This window comes from Gordonia sp. SID5947 (assembly GCF_009862785.1).
Taxonomy (GTDB): Bacteria; Actinomycetota; Actinomycetes; order Mycobacteriales; family Mycobacteriaceae; genus Gordonia.
This window is the reverse complement of record NZ_WWHU01000001.1, coordinates 2,178,668-2,191,474: the sequence shown is the minus strand read 5'-3', so window position 1 is coordinate 2,191,474 and position 12,807 is coordinate 2,178,668. Positions and strand designations below refer to the sequence as shown.

Below are 12,807 nucleotides of genomic sequence, written 5' to 3'. Positions count from 1 at the left end.
ATGAGTGGTTGGTCGACATCGGACATCCCGGATCAGTCAGGGCGCACGGTCGTGGTCACCGGTGCCAACAGTGGCCTGGGAGCCCAGACGGCGAAGGCGCTCGCCGCCGCAGGTGCCCAGGTGATCCTGGCCTGTCGTAACGCGCAGAAGGCCGAGGCGGTCGCGCGGGAGATCGGGCCCGCGGCGACGGTCGCGCAACTCGACCTCGCCGACCTCGAGTCGGTGCGCGCCTTCGCCGACGGACTCAGCGGGGCCGACGTGCTGATCAACAACGCGGGTGTGATGGCGATCCCGTTCGGCCGCACGGCGCAGGGCTTCGAGATGCAGATGGGCACAAACCATCTCGGCCATTTCGCGTTGACGGCGCTGGTGCTGCCGAAGATCTCCGATCGAGTCGTCACGCTGTCGTCGTCGATGCATCAGATCGGGCGTATCGACCTCGGTGACCTCAACTGGGACAAGCGACGTTATCGGCGTTGGCGCGCGTACGGCGACTCCAAGATGGCCAATCTCATGTTCGGCAAGGAGTTGGCCGAAAGACTGGCCGCGACGGGTTCCGCGACGTCGTCGCTGATCGCTCATCCCGGTTACGCCGCAACCGAACTCCAGGGCAAATCGGGGACCGTCGAGGACGTGTTCATGAACGTGGCGAACAAGGTGTTCGCGCAGTCGGCCGCGGCGGGCGCGCTGCCGTCGCTGTACGCGGCGACCTCACCCGACGTCACGAACGGCACCTTCTACGGGCCGACGCAGATGTTCGGCGCGCGTGGCGCACCGGGGATCTCCGGCTATCACAAGCGTGCCGACGACCAGGCCGTCCGCGATGGCCTGTGGACCGCGTCGGAGAAGCTGACCGGAATCGGCTTCCAGGTCTGACGGGGGCCGAACGTCCGCCTACTGGACGTCGAACCTGATGGAGTTGGAGGCTCCGGAGATCATGTCGGTGACGCTGATCGCGTACGAACCCGGGGTCCGCAGCAGGAACGACTTGGCGGAGGTGCAGTCCTGCGTTTTGGTCAGCTGCGCCTTCTTCGGGATCTTCGGGCCGGACAGGCGGATCTCCATCCGGCATTCGTTGCCGTCGACCACCGGGCCGGCATCGATGGTCGAGTTCCACCGGACGCCGAGATGTGAGTTCTTCGGGTAGACGCCAGGAGAGATCGCCTGTGCCTTGGGCGCATACGTCCACACATTGATGGACTTGACGCCGTTTGTGGCGTCGGGACGTCCGAGCTTTCCGTAGTGCTGTGGCGTCGAGCTCGACGAGCCGAGAGCGGAGCTACCGGCGTCGAGGAGATCAGAGCTGCCCGAGCCCGAGCTGCCTGCTCCCGCGCTGCCGAACAACGTGTCCAGCGGACCGGCGGTCGCCGGGGAGGCCGCGGTGGCGATCGCGGCGGTGGCAAGGATGGCGGCGGCAGCGGACTTCTTGATCATGTTTCTCATTTCGGCTCGGCCCCGGGGCGGTGACAACGCTCCCGATTCAACCACCTGACCAGGATGGGGACGGTGATGGGTGCGGCCGATGCCCGGTCTGTCCGATCGGTGCTACCAGACGCCCGGCGGACGGAACTGCACGCTGATCCGGGGGCCGACGCCGGGCGACTTCGGTATTGCGTGCTCCCACGTCCGTTGACAGCTGCCGCCCATCACCAGCAGATCTCCCGGGCCGACCATGAACCGCAGTGAGGCACCGCCGCCGCGGGGACGCAACATCAATGGTCGAGGGGCGCCGAGCGAGAGGATCGCCACCATCGTGTCCTCGGACGATCCTCGCCCGATCCGGTCACCGTGCCAGGCGACGCTGTCGGAGCCATCGCGGTACAGACAGAGGCCGGCGGTGGCGAACCCTTCGGGAAGTTCGTCGCGGTAATGCCGCGAGAGCCGGTCGCGCGCATCGCGGAGCAACGGGTCGGGGAACGAATCGCCGTCGAGGTAGGTCGCGACCAGGCGCGGGACGTCGACGACGCGGTCGTACATCCGGCGCCGCTCGGTGCGCCACGCCGCGGTTGCGCGGAGGGTGTCGAACAGGAGATCGGAACCGGAGATCCACCCAGGACGGAGATCGACCCACGCGCCGTCGGAGAGCACGCGCCGCGTGGAGGTGTCGTCCAGATCTCCCACTGTCGTCTCGTCGCACTGCTGATCGAAAAGCGACCCCTGTATGCCCGCGGCCATGCGCACAGCCTACCGCACGATGCGAACAGATGTTCGATGATCTGTGACGCCGTGGCCCACACCCGAGGCGTCCGCCACAATTGTCCGTTTCAGGTGGCGAAAACGCGCATCTTTCAGTATCCAGTAACAAGTGGCATCCACTAACACTTTTTGGGGCCCCGAGCGAACACACCGATGTGAAGGGAAGACGATGGCGTCGATGTTGTACCGAGTCGGGAGGTTCTCCTTCCGGCACAAGTGGTGGGTGATCGCAGTCTGGCTGCTCGCCGCTGTGACCGTCTCCGGCCTCGTGGGTGCCCTGAGCCCGAAGTTCGCGAAGGACTTCAGCCTGCCAGGTACCGATTCCGGAACCGCGACGTCACAGGTCGAGAAGTACTTCCCGGAGGTGATGAAGCAGCAGTCGCAGGCGTCGACCAGTGTGTTGGTGGCTGCCGACGACGGGCTGGCCGCACACTCGTCGCAGATCGATGCGCTTGTCGCGGATCTGCACGAACTGCCCGAACTCACCGACCGCACGACCGTGGTGAACCCGATGACGGTGGCCAAGGCGCAACCGGCGCTCGCCTCTGCCGTCCTCGGCGACGACGGCAAGGTCGGTCTGATCCAGGTTCGCCAGAACATCGAGCTCCTCGACCTGACGGTCGACGAGAAGGAGCAACTGAAGGAGATCCTCGCCGACCACCGGGGCGGGGGACTACAGGTCGAGGCGACCGGGTCGCTCATGCAGGTCCAGGAGGCGGGCGGCAAGGCCGAGATGATCGGTTTCGCCGTGGCCTTCGTCGTGATGATCGTCGCCTTCGGCGCGCTCGTCGCCGCGTTCATCCCGCTGGTGACCGGCCTGATCGGGGTGATGATCACGATCATGCTGCTGACCCTCGGGGCCGAGTTCATGAGCATCAACCAGACGGCCACCGGGATCGTCACGATGCTCGGCATCGCCGTCTCGATCGACTATGCGCTCTTCATCGTGTCGCGTTATCGCAGTGAACGAAAGCGCGGAGGTGCCGCCGCAGATGCGGCCGGCCGGGCGGTCGGCACGGCCGGGTCCGCGGTGGTGTTCGCCGGGCTCACCGTCATCATCGCGGTGGTGGCGCTGATGGTCGTCGGGATCCCGCTGATCACTCAGATGGGTATGGGCGCCGCGGTCGCCGTGGCTGTTGCGGTTCTCGCCGCCCTGACACTGATCCCGGCGTTGCTCGGCGCCGTCGGCCGGTTCGCCTTCGCCCCCCGCATCCCGTGGATCAGACACGCCGAACCGTCCGACACCGCCGAGACCCTCGGCGTGCGGTTCGGCCGGACCGTTGTGAAACGGCCGCTGCCGTTCATCATCGCCGGTCTGGCCGTGCTGGTGCTGGCCGCGATCCCGGCCACGAAACTCGAGTTGGGCATGTCCCTGACCACCGACGACGAGGCGTCCGCACAATCGTTGCTGCAGCGGGGTTTCGGCGAGGGCATCAACGGCCCGCTGCTGGTGGTGGTTCACAGCGAGAACGGTGACGTGAGGGTGCCCGCCGAACAGACCGTCGAGCACATCAAGACGCTGGCCGACGTCGCCAACACCGACACCCTGACCTGGATCGGCAACGGTACGACGCAGCCTCAGGTCGGCGCGGACACCGCCCTCATCTCGGTGACACCGACGAGCGCGCCGTCGGATGCGGCGACTCACGAGCTGATGGAGCAGATCCGCGACCACACGCCGAGCGTGGAGGCCGCGGGTGCCCAGCTGCATGTCGGCGGGCAGACGGCCATCATGTCGGATCTGTCGGCCAAGCTCGACAAGGCCCTGATCCCATACCTCGTGGTGGTGGTGGGCCTGGCCTTCCTGATCATGATCGCGGTGTTCCGTTCGATCTGGGTCCCGCTGATCGGGACTCTCGGCTTCATCTTCTCGGTGTTGGCGACCTTCGGCGTGACGGTCGCGATCTTCCAGGAGGGCGACCTCGGGCTGATCAGTCACACGCAGCCGATCCTGTCGTTCCTGCCGATCTTCCTGATCGGAGTGGTCTTCGGCCTGGCGATGGACTACCAGGTGTTCCTCGTGACGCGCATGCGTGAGGAATACATCCACGGCCTGTCGGCGAAGGACGCCATCGTCGCCGGATATCGGCATGGTGCGCGCGTGGTGACGTCGGCGGCGATCATCATGATCAGCGTGTTCGCCGCGTTCATGCTGGCCCCGGACACGACGTCCAAGATGATCGGGTTCGCACTTGCGGTCGCGGTTGCCTTCGACGCCTTCATCATTCGGATGATGGTGGTGCCGGCGATCATCGCATTACTCGGAGATCGCGCCTGGGGCCTCCCGAGATGGTTGGATCGACTCGTGGTGAACTTCGACATCGAGGGTGGCGCGGTCCGCGATCGCGGGCTTGTTCCCTCCGGAACCGAGTCGGCACCGCGCGAGACAGTGGGTTCGGCGAACTGATCCGAGGAGGTCGGAAGCATGGCCACACCGACGACGGCCCCGGGCGTGGGCCCGGGGCGTCGCCTCGGCTTGCGGGAGAAGAACAAGATCCGTACCCGCAAGGCGATCCGCGAGGCGGCGATGCGACTCTTCGCCGAAAACGGTTACACGCAGACGACCGTCGAACAGATCGCGCGCGAGGCCGAGGTCTCGCACACGACGTTCTTCCGGTACTTCGCATCGAAGGAACAGGTGGTCATCTCCGACGACCTCCGGGAGGCCAGGGATGCGGCGACCGCCGCGATACCCAAGGGACTCGGCCATTTCGATCTGCTGCGCCGGCTCGTGACCGACTTGTTCGAGATCGGTACCCACGACGACTGGGCCAGCAACACAGATCGCATGCGTCTGATCCAGTCCGAGCCGGTCCTGCGCACCGCCTATCAGATCGAATCCGACCGGGCGATCTCGGAGGCGACGGACTTCTTCGCGGAGTACACCGGGACGGCTGCCGACGACTTCCGGTTGCGCGTGTTCATCGCAGCGGCCGGCGGGGTGATGTTCCACTTCGCCCAGTCCGACGACATGGCAGACGAGAAGCTCCTCCGAGGGCTGCTCGAAGCCATCGACCTGCTGGAGCAGGGCTTGCCCCTGTAACCGATTCACTGCACATCTGATCCGACGCGTCAGTGCGACGCCGACGCGTCACGAAAGGAGTTCGGCCATGGGACGTCTCGACAACAAGGTCGCGTTCATCACCGGGGTCGCGCGTGGCCAGGGACGTGCCCACGCGGTTCGGCTGGCGGCTGAGGGCGCCCAGATCATCGGTGTCGACATCGCCGGGCCGCTGCCCGGTGTGCCGTACGACCCGGCGACACCGGCCGAGCTCGACGAGACCGGTCGACTTGTGGAAGAACAGGGCTCGAAGGCACACCTCGTCCGGTGCGACGTACGCGACCTCGACGAGTTGAAGGCCGCCGTCGACGACGGCGTGTCGGCGTTCGGCGGCCTCGATGTGGTGGTTGCCAACGCAGGCATCTGCATCCCCGAGACTTGGGACGAGGTGTCTCCCACCAGTTTCCGCGACACCATGGACATCAATGTGATCGGGGCGTGGAACACGGTGACCGCGACCGCGCATCACCTGATCGAGCGGGGTGGCGGCTCGGTCATCCTGACCAGTTCGTTCGCCGGAAAGAAGATGCAGCCGTTCATGGTTCACTACACCACCAGCAAGCACGCGTTGGTGGGGATGACGCGTGCCTTCGCGGCCGAACTGGGCAACCACAACATACGGGTGAACAGCATTCACCCGGGGGCGGTCGCCACACCGATGGGTTCGGGCCAGATGGTCGCCAGGATCGAAGAGACCAATGCGTCCAACCCGCGGCTGGCGGGTATGGGCATGACGTTCCTGAACCAGTTCGTCGCAGAGGCGGACGAGATCGCCAACGTGGTGGCGTTCCTCGCGTCGGATGAGTCGAAGTTCATCACGGCCGAGCACATCTCGATCGACGGTGGCGCGCAGTACTTCTGACGACAGTGCCGGTGTTCAGCAGCGCCGTCCGCGGCCGGTCGACATCCGGCCGCGGGTGAGGGTGATCCCGGTGTGCGTGCCTGCCTTCAACCAGGCGGGGAGCGTGGGGCCGGTGAGGACGACATCGACACGAGCGGGTCGGAAGGTCCCGGCGAGCGTCGCCGTCGCACGAAGGAAGTCGACGGGGCTGCCGGCGCGGCTGATGGGCTGCGCGAAGCCGAGCGCGCCGACCACCGGCAGGGTCACCGGTAGTGACCGCGCGATGGCGTGGACGGACCAGTCGGCACCGTTGGCCACCATCTCCGACGTCGCCTCTCCGTGGAACGCCGCCATCACCTTGGGCAGCATCCAGTGGAAGCGGCCACCGTGGACGGAGGTCTCCGAATCCACCGCGATGAACGGGACATGCAGCCGCGGAAGAGGTCCGAGCCGTCGGCTCGGTGCCAGCAGCACCGGGCTGGCGAGAACCTCCCGATAGGGTCCGACCGGCGAGTCGAGGTAATCGACCATCATCCCCACCGTGATGGGGATGGTCGGGCCATCGGAGATCGCCAGGGACCTGGCATCGTCGGTGGCGCGGTGCCACCAGAGTGTGGCGCGCACCGATGCAGGCCATGGGGCCGGTGGGCTCACCGGCCACAGATCGCGATCGGTACGGGACTCGACAACACTCCACATGCTGGTGCTCCTGGACTTCGCGGAATCAGGCGTGACGCCGGACGGGGCTGATGGACAGACGGACCGGCAGGCGAAGGGCGCCCGGTGCGCCGTCCGGGACGGCCGGACGATTCGGTGCCACCGCCTCCACCGGACGGTAACCCGCGCCGGGTTCCGGACGAGGGTCCTGCTCACCGCGGTTGGGCCACATGGCCAACGCCCGTTCGGCCGCGGCCGTGATGGTGAGCGACGGGTTGACGCCGAGATTGGCCGAGACGGTCGAACCGTCGACGATGTGCAGTCCGGGGTGGCCGAAGACCCGGTGGTAGGCATCGACAACGCCGGTCCGGGAATCGGAGCCGATGGCACATCCGCCGAGAAAATGGGCGGTCATCGGGATGTTCAGGAGGTCGACGACGGAGCCACCGGCGTCGCCGTCGATGCGTTCGGCGACCGATCGCACCGCCCGATGGCCCTCGGGGATCCATCGCGGCGGTGGGTCACCATCGCCGGCCCGGCTTCGCAGACGTGGGCCGACGCGGCCTCGTCCGGCGAACAGTTCGATCGAGTTGTCGGCGGTCTGCATCACCAGCGCGATGATGGTCCGCTCGGACCAGTTCCGAACCGACAGCGATCGGAGTGTTGCGCGGGGTGGGCGAGCATCGCCCCGATCGCCTTGAGGATGCGTGGCATACGTCCGCCGCCGTCGACGAGCACGGCCTGCAACAGCCCGATGAGGTTGCTGCCCTTGCCATACCGGACCGGCTCGATGTGCGTGTGTGCGTTCGGGTGGAACGACGAGGTGATCGCGACGCCCTGGGTGTAGTCGGTCGATCGGTCACGGGCGGTTGCGGCGAGCACGGCCTCCGAGTTGGTGCGGACCACTCGGCCGACCCGGTCCGAGAGTTCGGCGAGCTCACCGGACTGCTGCATCGACAGAAGGAGTTTGTTGGTGCCGTAGGTACCGGCCGCGAACACCACCTGATCGGCGGAGTAGGTGCGGGTACGTCGACGTCGACCGGTGCGATGGGTATCAATGGTGTACCCGCCTCCGGACCGTGGTCGGACGGCATGCACCGAGGTCATCGGGATGATCTGTGCGCCGGTCTGTTCGGCCAGATACAGATAGTTCTTCACCAGGGTGTTCTTGGCTCCGACCCGACATCCGGTCATACACGCGCCGCATTCGGTGCAACCGGTCCGATACGGGCCGGCGCCTCCGAAGTACGGGTCCGAGGTGGTGACACCGGCTTCGCCGAAGAACACACCCACCGGGGTCGGAACGAAGGTCTCCTCGACGCCGAGTTCCGCTGCGACCTCGCGCATCACGTCATCGGACGGCGTCACGTTGGGGTACGTGGTGGCGCCGAGCATCCGCTCCGCCTGGTCGTAGTAGGGGCCCAATTCGTCGGCCCAGTCGGTGATCGCACCCCAATGCGGGTCGTCGAAAAATGTGGCCGGTGGTCGGTACAGAGTGTTGGCGTAGTTGAGCGAGCCACCGCCCACGCCGGCCCCGGCCATCACCAAGACGTCCCGCAGAAGGTGCATCCGTTGCACGCCATAACAACCGAGGAACGGTGCCCAGAGGTAGTCGCGAAGTCGCCAGCTCGTGGCGGGTAGTTCGTGGTCGGCGAACCGCCGGCCGGCCTCGAGCACGCCGACGCGGTACCCCTTCTCGGACAACCGGAGCGCGGCGACGGATCCGCCGAAGCCCGAGCCGATGACGATGACGTCGAAATGTTCGGCGGATGCGTCGACCCTCGTTCGACCGATCATCGGATGCCACCCACCGCGGCGGTCGCCTGCGTCGACGTGACGCCCGCGGCAGCCGTACCGACCATGTGATCGGCAGGGTCGAACTGCGACATCATCTTTCGGTAGGTCCTGGTGAAGGTCGGCCACATCACCGAGTTCCGTCCGGAGGCGTCCATGTACCAGCTCGAGCAGCCGCCGGAGTTCCACACCGTCCCGGCCAGGTCGGCGTCCATCCGGGCGGCATAACGGCGCTGCGCCTCATCGGTCACCTCCACGGTCGTCCGTCCCTGCCCGCGGAGATGATCGAGCACACGCGAGATGTAGTACGCCTGGGGTTCGAGCATGAGCACGATGGAGCTGTGTCCCAGATTCGTGTTCGGCCCGTACATCAGGTGCAGATTCGGGAAGCCGTGCACAGCGACGCCGCGATAGGCGCTCGGCGATCCGGACCAGATGTCGGCAAGGCTCCTGCCACCCCGGCCGCGGAGGATCGAGGCGATCGGTGGCGTGGTGGGCGTGAAGCCGGTGGCGAAGATGACGGTGTCGACCCGATGCTCGGTGCCGTCGGCATCGACGGCCGCATCCGCGGTGAGTCCGGCGATGGCGCCGGTCAGCGTCACGTTCTCGCGTTGCAGTGCTGGAAACCACTTGTTGGTCAGCAGCATCCGCTTGCAGCCGATGGTGTAGTCGGGGGTCAGTCGTCGTCGCAGGCTGCGATCCCGGACCTGTAGGCGCAGCTGTACTTTGGCGAGCGTGGTGGCAACCGGGAGCAGGCGCGGTCGGTGCGCCATCATCACGACGTAGGCCTCCCGGTAGAGGTAGGTGAGTCGGCGGATCAGCCGGTGGGCGATCGGTGCCGCGCGATAGGCGGTACGTTCGACGGGGCCGATGGTCCGATCGAGCCGCGGGACGACCCACGCTGGTGTGCGCTGGAAGACGGTGAGATGCGCTACCCGGTCGACGATCTCGGGAACCACCTGGACGGCCGACGCCCCGCTGCCGACGATGGCGACGCGGCGCCCGGCGAGGTCGTGATCGTGACGCCACCGCGCGGTGTGGAACACCTTCCCGCCGAATCGGTCCGAGCCTGGCAGGTCGGGTACACCCGGCTCCGAGAGTGCGCCGGGCGCGGCCACCAGATGCCGCGCGCGGATGGTGCCCAGACCGGTCTCGGCGATCCACCGACCGTCGTGCTCGTCCCAGGTCGCGCCGGTGAGCGGGCAACTGTAACGGATGATGTCGGCGTGTTCGCGGGCGACCGCCTCGAGGTAGCTGCGGATCTCGTACTGACGCCCGTAGGTGTGTGACCAGTCCGGATTGTCGGCGAAGGACAACGAATACAGGGACGTCGGCACATCACACGCCGCGCCGGGGTAGTCGTTGTCGCGCCAGACACCTCCGGGCCCGGCAGCTCGCTCGATGACCCTGATGGTGAGCCGGGGGTGATCTGCGCGGAGACGGTGGACGGCGGCGAGACCGCCGAATCCGGTACCGACGACGAGGACATCGACGTCCTCGGACGGTGCGGTGCGGTCGGGTGTTTCAGGCATGGCGGTCGAGTAGTTCCTTCCACACGGGCAGTAGCCGGGCGATGAGCGCCCGGTCGGCATCGGGGGTACGGAGAATTCGGGAAACAGCAAGTCCGCGAGCGAGTTCCACGGTGAGTTCGAGCTCTGCCGGCGAGTACCGGTCGCCGAACAGATCGGCGCACCCGGCGGCGAGGGCATCGGACACCTGTTGTTCCAGCGGGATCATCGCCTCGCGCAGACCACGGTCGGTGCGCGCGGCCACCCACAGTTCCAGTGCCGCATCGAACAGCGGACCGCTGAACGCCTCGACGACGATCTCGATGTCCTCGTCACCGGAACGGGGGCGGTTCAACAGTTCGGCCAGCCGGCGATCGACCAGGTGGGAGACCGCGGCGACGACGAGGGCCTCCCGGGTGGGGAAGTGGTGAAGCAGCGCGCCGCGTGACACGCCCGCCCGCCGGTTGACCTCCTGTGTCGTGGTCCCGGCGTAGCCGAGCTGGACCAGTGCGTCGACAGTGGCATCGAGGACCTTGGCCTGGGTGGCGGCAGTGCGCTCTGCCTGGGTGCGCGTTGCCGGCGCGGGCTGCTCGGTCATGGGGCAGGAGCGTAGCTGGATTTCAAGAAACAGTCCAGACTGCTTGTTTTCTTCGGGCGGTGTCGCCGATCGGATGGCGTCGCCTCGGATCGCCTTCGGCCTGCAGCGGCCCGGCACGACCCAGCCGCGGAGGGGTGACTTGCGGAGGTGACCTCGTCGTCGCTTCTCGAGAAATCTGGGCCGCCGTATTGAGTCAGGTGACTGATAGATGGTTGAATGGGGCGGACCCCGGGGGCCGGGGGCTCCGGGGTCTAGGTCGGGGGACCGTGTCGGGGGCGTCGGGCTTCCGGGGATGTGGGGGTCCTCGGGAGTTCGGCGCCCCTGCGCTGGTTCGGTTTGGCGGTCAGTTCGCGTCGTGGGTCACCGGCGCAAGCCAGATGCCGACGAGTGCATCGATCAGCTGCTCGCGAATGCCGGACCACGACCCCGTGGCCCCGCCGGCGGCGCACGCCCGCTCGTGGTCGGCGAGGGTGAGGAGGATCATGTTGCGCGCCATGGCATCCCTCGATTCGAGGACCGGTTTCGGGATGGTGGGCAGCGATGCGTACATGCCGGTGAGAACTGCGATCAGCTCATCGGAGGCGGCCGCCTGCTCGTAGAGCAGTGTCCCGAACTGGGGGTCGATGGTGATCTGTGCACAGAACCGCGCGAAATACGTTGGTGTGCCGAGCGAATCGAGGTAATCGGTCTGCGGCGCGACGAGGCACGCGATCCAGTCACGCACCTCCACCGTGGGCCCGAGCTGATCGATCATCGTTCGCCGCAGTGGTTCGATCTCGGCGTTGTGATGTTCGAGGATGGCCCGCATCAGTTCCAGGCGGCCGCCGAAGTGATAACCGACGGCGTAGTTGTTGCCCTGGCCCGCGGCCTCACTGATCTGACGATTGGACACGGCCGAGACGCCCTGCTCGGCGAAGAGTCGCTCGGCCGCGGACATGATTCGGGCGCGAGTTGCGGTGACCCGCTCGCTGCGGACCCTGCCCATCGTCGTCGATCTCCTGCCTGTCGCCGACTCCGTTCGGGTCGGGCATTCCCTGATTCTAGTGCCGAGGACGCCCTTGTCGGTGGCGACCCCGGGTAGCGTGAGCCCATGCGATTCGGACTCTTCATTCCGCAGGGCTGGCGTCTCGACCTCACCGGTATCGCGCCGGCGGATCAGTGGTCGGTGATGTCGTCGCTGGCCGCGACCGCCGAAGCGACCGGCTGGGACTCGATCTGGGTCTACGACCATTTCCACACCGTTCCGGTGCCCACCGACGAGGCCACGCACGAAGCGTGGAGCCTGGTGTCGGCCTTCGCGGCCACCACGTCGCGGGTGGACATCGGCCAGATGTGTACCGCGATGAGCTACCGGAATCCCATGTACCTGGCAAAGGTGGCGGCGACCGCGGATCTCATCTCCGGTGGACGGGTGCAGATGGGGATCGGCGCCGGTTGGTACGAGCAGGAGTGGCGAGCATACGGATACGGCTTCCCGTCGGCGGGGGAACGGCTCGCCCGTCTCGACGAGGGTGTGACGATCATGAAGCAGGCCTGGGAGACCGGGCGGGCGAGTCTCGATGGGGTGCACTACCAGGTCGACGACGCGATCTGTGCACCCCAGCCGACGGCCGGGCGCATCCCGCTGTGGATCGCCGGGGGTGGCGAGCGCAAGACCCTGCGGATCGCCGCCCGGTATGCCGACTACACGAACTTCGACGGGACGCCCGACGGTTTCACGCACAAATCGTCTGTGCTGCAACAACACTGTGCCGACGTTGGTCGTGACTTCGAGTCCATCGTCCGTTCGGCGAACTACAACGTCGTGCTCGCCGAGACTGCCGAGGAGGTGGAGCGTCGGCTCGGTGCGATCGAACAGCGATTGGCTCAGCACGTCCATCCCGAGGCGGCTGCGGCGAGCATGGCGGCATTCCGAGGCATGCCCGCCGTCGGGACGCCCGAGCAGGTGGTCGAGAACCTCTCCGCCCTGGCCGATCTGGGTATGGCCTACGGGATCTTCTACTTCCCGGAGATCGCGCACGATCGCAGCAGCCTCGACCTGTTCGTGAACGAGGTCATGCCCGCCCTGCGCTGATTCCGCTCGCCGAACCGCCGATCGGGCACACTTTCCCGCCGAGTGGGCGCACCCGAACCGCCACCCTGATCGGCGTGA

At 66.8% G+C, this 12,807-nt stretch carries 11 protein-coding genes and 1 pseudogene; 5 read left to right on the top strand and 7 right to left on the bottom strand.

Annotation, left to right across the window (positions count from 1 at the left end; all coding sequences use genetic code 11):
* Nucleotides 1-876 carry an oxidoreductase gene (locus GTV32_RS10150; protein ID WP_161060226.1) on the top strand — a complete coding sequence of 292 codons (876 nt, stop codon included), beginning with the start codon at nt 1-3 and terminating at the stop codon, nt 874-876.
* 18 nt (nt 877-894) lie between these two features.
* Here the strand turns inward: GTV32_RS10150 and GTV32_RS10145 are convergent, their stop codons facing one another.
* Both GTV32_RS10145 and GTV32_RS10140 read right to left on the bottom strand, forming a co-directional pair.
* Complete coding sequence (locus tag GTV32_RS10145; protein ID WP_161060225.1) at nt 895-1,434, bottom strand: hypothetical protein; 540 nt, start codon at nt 1,432-1,434, stop codon at nt 895-897.
* Nucleotides 1,435-1,545: 111 nt separating this feature from the next.
* Nucleotides 1,546-2,175 (bottom strand): alpha-ketoglutarate-dependent dioxygenase AlkB, encoded by a 630-nt coding sequence (locus tag GTV32_RS10140; RefSeq protein WP_161060224.1) that lies wholly within the window; start codon nt 2,173-2,175, stop codon nt 1,546-1,548.
* A 190-nt stretch (nt 2,176-2,365) separates the two neighbouring features.
* On the opposite strand from GTV32_RS10140, the gene GTV32_RS10135 reads away from it, so the two are divergent.
* The 3 genes from GTV32_RS10135 (at nt 2,366) to GTV32_RS10125 (ending at nt 6,119) form a co-directional block, all read left to right on the top strand.
* Nucleotides 2,366-4,603: an MMPL family transporter gene (locus GTV32_RS10135; RefSeq protein WP_161060223.1), complete on the top strand. Its 2,238-nt coding sequence runs from the start codon at nt 2,366-2,368 to the stop codon at nt 4,601-4,603.
* An 18-nt stretch (nt 4,604-4,621) separates the two neighbouring features.
* Complete coding sequence (locus GTV32_RS10130; RefSeq protein WP_161060222.1) at nt 4,622-5,239, top strand: TetR family transcriptional regulator; 618 nt, start codon at nt 4,622-4,624, stop codon at nt 5,237-5,239.
* 67 nt (nt 5,240-5,306) lie between these two features.
* Entirely contained in the window at nt 5,307-6,119 is an 813-nt protein-coding gene (locus tag GTV32_RS10125) for a mycofactocin-coupled SDR family oxidoreductase (protein WP_161060221.1), read from the top strand.
* A gap of 15 nt (nt 6,120-6,134) precedes the next feature.
* Here the strand turns inward: GTV32_RS10125 and GTV32_RS10120 are convergent, their stop codons facing one another.
* The 5 genes and pseudogenes from GTV32_RS10120 to GTV32_RS10100 all read right to left on the bottom strand — a co-directional run bounded on the left by GTV32_RS10120 (nt 6,135) and on the right by GTV32_RS10100 (nt 11,640).
* On the bottom strand, nt 6,135-6,797 hold the full coding sequence (locus tag GTV32_RS10120; RefSeq protein ID WP_161060220.1) for a hypothetical protein: 663 nt from the start codon (nt 6,795-6,797) through the stop codon (nt 6,135-6,137).
* 25 nt (nt 6,798-6,822) lie between these two features.
* Nucleotides 6,823-8,552 (bottom strand): annotated as a pseudogene (locus GTV32_RS10115) (GMC family oxidoreductase).
* Nucleotides 8,549-10,081 carry an NAD(P)/FAD-dependent oxidoreductase gene (locus GTV32_RS10110; protein WP_161060219.1) on the bottom strand — a complete coding sequence of 511 codons (1,533 nt, stop codon included), beginning with the start codon at nt 10,079-10,081 and terminating at the stop codon, nt 8,549-8,551. The pseudogene GTV32_RS10115 and the gene GTV32_RS10110 overlap by 4 nt, the downstream one beginning before the upstream one ends.
* Nucleotides 10,074-10,655, bottom strand: coding sequence for a TetR family transcriptional regulator (locus GTV32_RS10105; RefSeq protein WP_161060218.1), 582 nt, complete (start codon nt 10,653-10,655; stop codon nt 10,074-10,076). The genes GTV32_RS10110 and GTV32_RS10105 overlap by 8 nt, the downstream gene beginning before the upstream one ends.
* 343 nt (nt 10,656-10,998) lie before the next feature.
* Complete coding sequence (locus GTV32_RS10100) at nt 10,999-11,640, bottom strand: TetR family transcriptional regulator (protein WP_161060217.1); 642 nt, start codon at nt 11,638-11,640, stop codon at nt 10,999-11,001.
* Between the two features lie 105 nt (nt 11,641-11,745).
* Here GTV32_RS10100 and GTV32_RS10095 point away from each other — a divergent pair, with 105 nt between their 5' ends.
* The gene (locus GTV32_RS10095; RefSeq protein ID WP_161060216.1) at nt 11,746-12,729 is read left to right on the top strand and encodes an LLM class F420-dependent oxidoreductase; all 984 of its coding nucleotides are present in this window, start codon (nt 11,746-11,748) and stop codon (nt 12,727-12,729) included.
* The last annotated feature ends 78 nt before the right edge of the window (nt 12,730-12,807 follow it).

What these genes read in the sequence shown, in the direction of transcription:
- GTV32_RS10095 (WP_161060216.1), top strand. Translation starts at nt 11,746, where the DNA reads ATGCGATTCGGACTCTTCATTCCGCAGGGCTGGCGTCTCGACCTCACC.
- GTV32_RS10120 (WP_161060220.1), bottom strand. Translation starts at nt 6,797, where the DNA reads ATGTGGAGTGTTGTCGAGTCCCGTACCGATCGCGATCTGTGGCCGGTG.
- GTV32_RS10105 (WP_161060218.1), bottom strand. Translation starts at nt 10,655, where the DNA reads ATGACCGAGCAGCCCGCGCCGGCAACGCGCACCCAGGCAGAGCGCACT.
- GTV32_RS10125 (WP_161060221.1), top strand. Translation starts at nt 5,307, where the DNA reads ATGGGACGTCTCGACAACAAGGTCGCGTTCATCACCGGGGTCGCGCGT.
- GTV32_RS10135 (WP_161060223.1), top strand. Translation starts at nt 2,366, where the DNA reads ATGGCGTCGATGTTGTACCGAGTCGGGAGGTTCTCCTTCCGGCACAAG.
- GTV32_RS10140 (WP_161060224.1), bottom strand. Translation starts at nt 2,175, where the DNA reads ATGGCCGCGGGCATACAGGGGTCGCTTTTCGATCAGCAGTGCGACGAG.
- GTV32_RS10130 (WP_161060222.1), top strand. Translation starts at nt 4,622, where the DNA reads ATGGCCACACCGACGACGGCCCCGGGCGTGGGCCCGGGGCGTCGCCTC.
- GTV32_RS10110 (WP_161060219.1), bottom strand. Translation starts at nt 10,081, where the DNA reads ATGCCTGAAACACCCGACCGCACCGCACCGTCCGAGGACGTCGATGTC.
- GTV32_RS10100 (WP_161060217.1), bottom strand. Translation starts at nt 11,640, where the DNA reads ATGGGCAGGGTCCGCAGCGAGCGGGTCACCGCAACTCGCGCCCGAATC.
- GTV32_RS10145 (WP_161060225.1), bottom strand. Translation starts at nt 1,434, where the DNA reads ATGATCAAGAAGTCCGCTGCCGCCGCCATCCTTGCCACCGCCGCGATC.
- GTV32_RS10150 (WP_161060226.1), top strand. Translation starts at nt 1, where the DNA reads ATGAGTGGTTGGTCGACATCGGACATCCCGGATCAGTCAGGGCGCACG.